Source organism: Pseudoalteromonas shioyasakiensis, assembly GCF_022398475.1.
Classification (GTDB): Bacteria; Pseudomonadota; Gammaproteobacteria; order Enterobacterales; family Alteromonadaceae; genus Pseudoalteromonas.
In genome coordinates, this window is the sequence record NZ_JAKEVM010000221.1 from 1 (window position 1) to 4165 (window position 4165).

At 38.6% G+C, this 4165-nt stretch carries 5 protein-coding genes and 1 pseudogene; 3 read left to right on the top strand and 3 right to left on the bottom strand.

All coding sequences use genetic code 11. The annotated features are described in order from the left end of the window. The 3 genes from L1D51_RS20670 to L1D51_RS20680 form a co-directional block, all read right to left on the bottom strand. Positions 1-430, bottom strand: a 430-nt coding sequence (locus L1D51_RS20670; protein ID WP_239964715.1) for a DUF4124 domain-containing protein, incomplete at its 3' end; no start/stop codon positions are given. Between the two features lie 75 nt (positions 431-505). Beyond that, positions 506-1999, bottom strand: coding sequence for a DUF3413 domain-containing protein (locus L1D51_RS20675; protein ID WP_054561351.1), 1494 nt, complete (start codon positions 1997-1999; stop codon positions 506-508). Positions 2000-2004: 5 nt separating this feature from the next. Beyond that, the gene (locus L1D51_RS20680; protein WP_054554702.1) at positions 2005-2217 is read right to left on the bottom strand and encodes a YejL family protein; all 213 of its coding nucleotides are present in this window, start codon (positions 2215-2217) and stop codon (positions 2005-2007) included. Between the two features lie 63 nt (positions 2218-2280). On the opposite strand from L1D51_RS20680, the gene yejK reads away from it, so the two are divergent. From yejK to L1D51_RS20695, 3 genes and pseudogenes are all read left to right on the top strand, one after another. Continuing rightward, entirely contained in the window at positions 2281-3297 is a 1017-nt protein-coding gene (yejK, locus tag L1D51_RS20685) for a nucleoid-associated protein YejK (protein WP_054554703.1), read from the top strand. A 119-nt stretch (positions 3298-3416) separates the two neighbouring features. Next, on the top strand, positions 3417-3806 hold the full coding sequence (locus L1D51_RS20690; protein ID WP_054561352.1) for a hypothetical protein: 390 nt from the start codon (positions 3417-3419) through the stop codon (positions 3804-3806). 129 nt (positions 3807-3935) lie between these two features. Next, a pseudogene (locus L1D51_RS20695) lies at positions 3936-4165 on the top strand (hypothetical protein); the annotation flags it as partial.

The following is a 4165-nucleotide window of genomic DNA, read 5'->3' on the forward strand; positions in this document are numbered from 1 at the left end:
CGCTTTTTACGTCGCGCCCGTATTGCTTGTTAATTGCTTTTAGCTGTTTTTTAATGTCTTTATTAATTTTTTTAGCTTCTTTATCAGACAAAATTCGGTTTAAGCGCTGTTCTTGCTGGTACTGAGCTCGGTCTCGATCACGGCTTAAGATATCTAAACGGTGTTTATAGCTTCGAATTTCGGCTTCGAGGTTTCTGATAATTTGCTGGCGCTCAAGCTCGTTGAGCTCTTTAACGAAGTTTTGCGGAGCTTGTAAGTCTGGGTCGGTGACTTGAATTTTGTGCTTGGTTGCACGGCTACCACAGGGGAACTCACTAAATACCGTGCCTCTGTCTGTGACACATTTATAGTATTCTGTGGTGGCAGCAAGTGATGTGTTGGTAAAACAAAGTAGTGTTAGTGATATTAGATAAATGATTATGGCTTTCATGACGTCCGTGTCTCCTAATCAATTAAAGTGTCTAATATCTAAAGCTAGCTCGAAATAATGATTTATCAATAAGCGCTAGGGCGTATATCGTTTCAGCTTTTTAATGCTTTGCACTAAGAATGGAATATCTAAGCCTTGTTCAATGGCAAAGCCTTGCGCTGCTGAAATGTTTTTAAAGTTACCGTCTGAATCTATCAGGGTAATTCTGTCTTTTTTAAATGCGATAAATACATTTTGCGAGTAGTTAACACCGGTGTCGTCATGGCGTTTGTATAAGTTGCTACCCAACATGCTTTGTTTTGCGAGTGTTTTACAACCAAGGTAATGCCCCACGCTGGTGGCGATAATATCACTTGGTTGAATAAGGCCTTCGGTTTGTACAACTTTTTTATCTGAGCTGTATAAACGAGAGGCTGTAACAATACCATTGCTCTGCTGTGCAAGACTAAAGGCAAATACGGCATTAGCAGATTCACGTGCTTGTGTTGTAGCGTCTGCGCGTACAAGGCGAACCGCTGGGTTTTGGTCGTCATTATTAATAAATTCGAATTGCTCAAAACCATTAATTTGAATTGAGCGATTATCAGCAAGCCACACAGGCAGTTGCTGTTTGTCTAGAATAGGGGCTTTGTAAAATGCTGGCAGGCCATACACTAAACTAAATAACGTATCTTCGGTTTCTACAGGTTGTAAGAACAAGTCTGTCTTGCGTAGTGCAGGCTCAGTGGCAACAAATTGCTCTAGGTCAGCATTATTCTCAAATACTAAAATATCGATAGTCGCACTCGACTCAGCTTTACACTCGGCAAGTGGAGTAGGTGCTAAGTAATCGATATTATGTGGGTCAAGCCTCACATCGTGTGCTTCTTTGTAGCTTTCTAAATCGAGCAAATCGTTTTTAGCTAATAAGCTTTTTGCTGTTGTAGGGTAAGACAACGGCAATACATTATCTTGTTTAGTGATATCAAATTTTAAATTGGCATCTGCCCAAATATGAATACTGTGGCTAAGTGCAAAGCACACTAAAATAGTGCTGGTTGCATAGCGCGGGAACTTATATTGCTTTAAGCGCGCTAGGTGGTGCCAGGTGTAGTTACTGACTAATAATTGGAACGCTAGAATTAGCAGCACAATGCCGCCTGCAAGAATTGTTGTTAATGCCGGTGAGCTTGTTAAACGGTGCCACAACAAAGAAACGATTTCAGGTAGAGCAGACGTATTTAAGTGATAACCCAAGTTAAAATATACATAGGCATCAAGCGTTAAGAATGACGCGCCGAGGGTTGCAATAATGGCTGCCATCCCTCGGATATGCCGAGGGTATGGAAACACTAAACTTAATGGAAATATCGTTAAAACAAAGGCAATAAAAGTAATAAAGCTGGTGTGGCTTAACCAGGTCACGAGCATGTATAAATAGCCCATGAAGGTTGTCGGTGCACTGTCTGCAACTAAGTAGCTTAAGCTAATAAATAGCACTAAACCTATGTTTGCAAAGGTGAACCAATGGCCCCAACTTAAAAGCTGACTTACTTTTGAAGAAAACTGACTTTGTTGCGATAAATTCATAAATCTTATTTAACCGACTGTGCTAATGCTTTGGCAAAGTTGTCGGCAACAGCTTGTCTTTTCTCTGATGGTACATGCTCTTTTAAAATATGCGTGATAGAATTTCCTAAACACATAAGGCTTAAATCAACAGGCGCTTTGTGCTCTGTTAGTACATCAATCAGCTGATCAACGATTTGTTCTACTTGGTCATTAGAATATTTTGATATGATAGGCATCAGTTGGTTCGATAAAAAGAGTTATATTCCCGTATTTTAACACCAGAGGCGTGAAAAACAAAGATGACAATAGATGTTAAAAAATTAGTCGTTCATTATGTAGACAAAAAAGATGACGATACAGATATTCATTTACGCAATGATGAGATGGTTGTTAACGATAAAGTAGCCGTTTTTATAGAGCAGCTACACCATGCATATAATGGTAAGCCAGGTAAAGGCTACTGTGCATTCAGCGGCGAGAAAAACAGCATTGTTGCTTCGGCTATGCAAAGTTACCGTAACGACGAACTTGGCTTTTGGCACATGACAGAGCAAGCAACAAATGTGCTAAAAGAAGAGTTAAATAAGTATGCCTTTAATGAAACGGGTTATTTAGTTTTTTGCCATTATCAATATGTTGCAAGTGACTTTTTGTTAATTGCGATGATCAATATTAAAGAGCATTACTCAATTACTTCTGAGCTTGATTTAGCTTCATCACGTCACTTAGATATTTCGCGTATGCAACTAGCTGCACGTGTCGATTTAACTGCGTGGGATACTCAACCAGAAGATAATCGCTATGTGTCGTTTATTAAAGGTCGTGCAGGTCGTAAAGTGGCTGACTTCTTTTTAGACTTTTTAGGCTGCGAAGAGGGCATTGATCCTAAACAGCAAAGCCAAGTTATGCTTAGTGCTGTAGAAGATTATTTATCTGAGCAACAATACGATAAGTCAGAAAAAGACGAGCTACGCAAGCAAGTATTTGATTACTGTAATGATTGCGTAACAACAGGTGAAGATGCCAACGTTAAAGAGCTTTCTGCAACCTTATCGAAAAATGACGACAGCCCATTTGAAAGCTTCTGCCAAGAGCAAAGTTATGACTTAGAAGAGTCGTTCCCTGTTGATAAGAAAACAGTCACTAGTATGGTGAAGTTCTCTGGCATGGGCGGCGGTGTTAGCGTGAGCTTTGAACGTAAACACTTAGGTGAACGCGTAATGTATAACGAAGCAACCGATACACTAGTGATCAAAGGTATTCCACCTAATCTTAAAGACCAGCTTCAGCGCTTTATGGAGCAGGACGAAAGTTAATCGGGTTTAAGCTTCAAGTTTTAAGCGATAAGACGATAGATAACCGTTTTTAGCCCAGCACTTGCTGGGCTTTTTAGTTTTTGGTACTTTAAAACACTATCTACTACAAGGAAGAAACATTGCATCACTATAGTTTTGTAGCGGTAAATAGTTTAGATACTAATATGTTAAATAACTTAGAGTCTCGGTTTGAGTTGCAAGAATCTGTATGCCTGAATAATTTAGAAGAGCTCAAATTATTGCTTGCAATGCTCGGGCTGAGTTTAAGCAAAACAATTAATCTCGATTTAATAGATATAGAGCATTGTTGGTTAGTAGAAGGGGCCTCAAAAGAAATTGCTTATTCTGACTTTGATGACTTTTACCAGCATTGGTTAGGTGTATCTCACAGAGAATCAACTATGGATGAATACGGTCAGTTAATTTATTTAAACTCTTTTATGAATCGCTTTAAAAAAGCAAAGTTTAAACTTATATGCCAAGAGATTAAGGATCAAAAGCCATCTTAATACCATGCTAGGTTGGCACGCTAAGAAGCTTTTAATGGCACATGATAAACTTTTGTTGGGTGATGCTCATTTGTTCTTAGAGAAGTATTTTGAATGGTTAAATAACAACAAAAATTAGGTCGTATATTAATGACAAAGAAACTTATATTATTCATATCACTGTTTGTTCTTGGTTGTTCACCGCTTTGGGAAGAACCTCCATATCAAGTCTATTTTACTGATAACTCAAAAAAGTTAGGCTACTCGCTTGGTGAAGGTGCATTCATTGGACGTATAGATGAACCTAAATTGATTGCGTCTAACGATAAATACATTTCGGTTTTGGCTTGCCCTGAAAATATTTGTTCTTACTTTTATAT

Excerpts from the sequence above, each read along its gene's own strand:
- L1D51_RS20680 (WP_054554702.1), bottom strand. The coding sequence starts at position 2,217 with ATGCCTATCATATCAAAATATTCTAATGACCAAGTAGAACAAATCGTT.
- yejK (WP_054554703.1), top strand. The coding sequence starts at position 2,281 with ATGACAATAGATGTTAAAAAATTAGTCGTTCATTATGTAGACAAAAAA.
- L1D51_RS20675 (WP_054561351.1), bottom strand. The coding sequence starts at position 1,999 with ATGAATTTATCGCAACAAAGTCAGTTTTCTTCAAAAGTAAGTCAGCTT.